This window comes from Kitasatospora cystarginea (assembly GCF_039533515.1).
Classification (GTDB): Bacteria; Actinomycetota; Actinomycetes; order Streptomycetales; family Streptomycetaceae; genus Kitasatospora; species Kitasatospora cystarginea.
Genome location: NZ_BAAATR010000121.1, coordinates 1 through 3,746 on the forward strand (window position 1 = coordinate 1; position 3,746 = coordinate 3,746).

The following is a 3,746-nucleotide window of genomic DNA, read 5'->3' on the forward strand; positions in this document are numbered from 1 at the left end:
CGTGGCCGCCGCGCTTGCGGGGGCCCGCCGGGCGCAGCTGGCCCTGGCGCCCCGGCCCCGGCCCGAGCGGACCCCGCTGTCTTTCGCGCAGCGGCGGCTGTGGTTCCTGCACCAGCTGGAGGGCGCCAGCGCGAACTACAACATCTCCCTGGCCTGGCGACTGTCCGGAGAGCTGGACCGGCGGGCCCTGGAGGCCGCCCTGGCGGACGTGGTCGAGCGGCACGAGAGCCTGCGCACCGTCTTTCCGGCGGTGGACGGCATGCCGTACCAGCGGGTGCTGGACGCCGTGACGGGCCGCCCGCGGCTGGAGACGATCCCGGTCACCGAGGCCGGGCTGCCGGAGGCATTGGCCGCCGCGAAGGCCCGGCCGTTCGACCTCGCGACCGAACTGCCGCTGCACGTGGGCCTGTTCGAGCTCGCGCCGGACGAGCACGTGCTGCTGGTGGTGCTCCACCACATCGCCGGTGACGGCTGGTCGCTGGGCCCGCTCGTGCGGGACCTGACCGCCGCGTACGCGGCGCGCTGCCGGAGCGAGGAGCCGCAGTGGGAGGCGCTGCCGGTCCAGTACGCCGACTACACCATGTGGCAGCACGAACTGCTCGGCGATGCCACCGACCGGGACAGCCTGTTCGCCCGACAGGCGGACTACTGGATGCGGCAGTTGGCCGGTCTGCCGGAGCAGATCCAGCTGCCCACCGACCGGCCCCGTCCGGCGGTCGCCTCACACCAGGGCGGCATCGTGCGGGCCGGGCTGGACGCGGAGTTGCACCACGGCCTGCGCGAGCTCGCCCGCGTCAACGGGACCAGTCTGTTCATGGTGCTCCAGGCCGGGCTCGCGCTGCTGCTGAGCAAGCTCGGCGCGGGCGAGGACATCCCGGTCGGCAGCCCGGTCGCCGGCCGAACCGACCAGGCGCTGGACGATCTGGTCGGGTACTTCGTCAACACCCTGGTGTTCCGTACCGACACCTCGGGCGACCCGACCTTCGCCGAACTGCTCGCCCAGGTCCGGGACACCTCGCTGGCCGCCTACGCCAACCAGGACCTGCCGTTCGAGTACCTGGTCGAAACCCTCAACCCGGTGCGGTCACTGGCGCACCACCCGCTGTTCCAGGTCATGCTGGTGCTGCAGAACAACCCGCGGGCCGACTTCACCCCGCCCGGCCTGCGCGTCGGCGCGATGCCGTTGACGACGACCACTGCCAAGCTCGACCTGATCTTCACGATGTCCGAGCGGCACGCGGAGGACGGCTCCCCGGAGGGGATCGAGGCCTTCGTCGAGTACGCCAGCGACCTGTACGACCCGGCCACCGTCGAGACGATGATCGCGCGCTGGGTCCGGCTGCTCGGCGCGGTGGTCGCTGACCCGAGGCGGAGGCTCGCCCGGTTCGGTCTGCTCGGCGCGGACGAGGAACGCGGGTTGCTGGCGTTGGGCGCCGGTCCGGTGGTGGAGACCTGGAGGGAGAGCCTGCCGGAGCTGTTCCGGGCGCAGGTGCGTGCGACTCCGGACGCGCTCGCGGTGGTGGGGCCGGATGCGTTGCTGACGTATGCGGAGTTGGACGCGCGGGCGAACCGGTTGGCGAATGCGCTGATCGCGCGGGGTGCGGGGCCGGAGCGGCTGGTGGCGGTGGCCCTGCCGAGGTCGACCGAGCTGGTGATGGCGATCCTCGCGGTGCTGAAGACCGGCGCGGCGTACGTCCCGGTTGATCCCGAGTACCCGGCCGCGCGGATCGGGCACATGCTCGAGGACGCCCGGCCGGTCCTGGCGGTGACCGACGCCCGCACCCGGGTGCGGCTGCCGGAGGCCGGTTCGGCGGGGTGGCTGGTGGTCGACGATCCGGAGACGGCCGCGCTGGTGGCGGGTTGCCCGTCGGTGGACCCGGCGGTGGCCGTCGAGCCGGCCCACCCGGTCTACGTCATCTACACCTCCGGTTCCACCGGCAAGCCCAAGGGCGTGGTGACGACCCACGGCGGCCTGCGCAACCTGTTCTCCAGCCAGCGTCCGCTGCTGTTCCCGCAGCGGACGAAGGAGCGGCTGCGGGTGGGGCTGACCACGTCGGTGTCGTTCGACGCCTCCTGCGACCAGATGTCCTGCCTGTACGCGGGCCACGAGCTGCACGTCCTGGACGAGGCGACCTGGTCCGACCCGGATGCCTTCGTCGAGTACGCCGCGCGTGCCGGGCTGGACTATGTCAACGCCACCCCGTCCTACCTGCAAGTCCTCGTTGCGCGAGGGTTTTTGGACGACCCGAGGTATCGTCCGGCGGTGGTCTCGATGGGTGGGGAGGCCGTTCCGGACCAGCTGTGGGAGCGGCTGCGGGCGGCCGAGAGCGTGTCCTGCCTGAACTACTACGGGCCGTCCGAGTGCACGGTGGACGCGGTCGTCGCGCCGCTGGAGTCGAGTCCGCGCCCGGTGATCGGCCGGCCACTCGGGGGCGTCCGGCTGTATGTGCTCGACGGCACGTTGCAGCCGGTGCCCGCAGGTGCGCCGGGTGAGCTGTACCTCGCCGGTGCGGGGCTGGCGCGAGGCTACCTGAACCGGCCGGGTCTGACCGCGGGACGGTTCGTGGCGGACCCGTTCGGTCAGAGCGGTTCGCGGATGTACCGCACCGGCGACTTGGTGCGGTGGGGCGCGGACGGGAACCTGGAGTTCCTCGGCCGGACCGACGACCAGGTCAAGGTCCGGGGCTTCCGGATCGAACTCGGCGAGATCGAGGCGGCATTGGCGGAACATCCGCAGGTCGCGCAGGCCGCCGTGGCCGTCCGGCAGGATCGGGCGGAGGACCAGCGCCTGGTCGCCTATCCGGTGCCTGTCGCCGGGGCGGAACTCCAGCCGGACGCACTGCGGGCGCACCTGCGAGAGCGGCTGCCGGACTACATGCTCCCGGCCGCGTTCGTGCCCCTGGAGAGCCTGCCGCTGACGGCCAGCGGCAAGCTGGACCGGCGCGCCCTACCTGAGCCCGTGTACACCGCGGCCCGGGCCGGCCGGGTCCCGCGCACGCCGCAGGAGCACGTCCTCGCCGAGCTGTTCGCCGAGGTGCTGGGCGTGGCCCAAGTCGGGGTCGACGACGACTTCTTCGAGCTGGGTGGGCACTCCCTGCTGGCGACTCGGCTGGTCGCCCGGGCGCGTGCGACCCTCGGGGTGGAGCTCGAGCTGCGCGCCCTGTTCGAGACGCCGACAGTGGCCGGGCTGGCCGCCGGGCTCGGCGGGGCAGGCCAGGCGCGGCTCGCGCTGCGCCGCGCGGAGCGGCCCGGCATCGTGCCGCTGTCGTTCGCGCAGCGCCGGCTGTGGTTCCTGCACCAGCTGGAGGGCGCCGGCTCGGTCTACAACATGCCGTTGGCGTGGCGGCTGTCGGGCGAGCTCGACCGGGCCGCCCTGCAGGCGGCGCTGGGCGACGTCGTCGCCCGGCACGAGAGCCTGCGCACGATCTACCCCCAGGTCGACGGGGTGCCCCACCAGGACGTGCTGGACGCCGGGACGGCCCCGCCGCAGCTGCCCGTCACCCGGGTGGGCGAGGCGGACCTGCCGGAGCTGCTGGCCTCCGCCGCGGCGCGCGGATTCGACCTCGCGACCGAACCACCGGTACGCGCCGAGCTGTTCGAGGCGGCGCCGGACGAGCACGTGCTGCTGGTGGTGGTCCACCACATCGCCGGTGACGGCTGGTCGCTCGGCCCGCTCTCCGCCGACCTGGCCACCGCGTACGCGGCGCGCTGCCGGGGCGAGGAGCCGCAGTGGGCGGCACTGCCCG

At 73.4% G+C, this 3,746-nt stretch carries 1 protein-coding gene; it reads left to right on the plus strand.

The window, feature by feature from the left end:
- The coding region (locus tag ABD369_RS40195) for an amino acid adenylation domain-containing protein (RefSeq protein ID WP_344641594.1) at positions 1-3,746 on the plus strand (3,746 nt) is incomplete at both ends.